Annotated in this window: 2 protein-coding genes; both read left to right on the top strand. The window is 59.4% G+C overall.

What is annotated here, in order from left to right:
- Positions 1-228, top strand: a 228-nt coding sequence (locus tag BN1800_RS39795; RefSeq protein ID WP_143534283.1) for a phosphoketolase family protein, incomplete at its 5' end; no start/stop codon positions are given.
- A gap of 16 nt (positions 229-244) precedes the next feature.
- The coding region (locus tag BN1800_RS44400) for a phosphoglycerate mutase family protein (RefSeq protein WP_143534282.1) at positions 245-382 on the top strand (138 nt) is incomplete at its 3' end.

Genomic DNA, 382 nt, shown 5'->3' with positions numbered 1-382 from the left:
GTGCTGAATGAGATGGATCGCTTCCATCTGGTCGAGGACGTGATCGACCGGCTACCGCAACTCGGCGCTCGCGCTGCGTATTTCAAACAGGCAATTCACCAGAAGCTGATCGAACACCGGCAGCACATCGAAAAATATGGCGACGACGTGCCCGGAATCTCGGGCTGGACGTGGGGACAGGCGGCTGCCTTGGGAGAGCTGCGATCGACAGAGGCAGACAACGTCTAAGCCAGGAGGGCTGGACGTGAAAGTATTCGTGATCAGGCATGGGGAGACCGAGTGGAGCCTGACCGGGCAACACACGGGCATGACAGAAGTCCCCTTGACCGACAACGGACGACAACAAGCGGAACGGATGCGGCCGGTGTTGGCTCGGCAAACA

This window comes from Rhizobium sullae, from assembly GCF_900169785.1.
Classification (GTDB): domain Bacteria; phylum Pseudomonadota; class Alphaproteobacteria; order Rhizobiales; family Rhizobiaceae; genus Rhizobium; species Rhizobium sullae.
The sequence above is the reverse complement of the archived record's forward strand: the minus strand, read 5'-3'. Positions and strand labels throughout refer to the sequence as shown.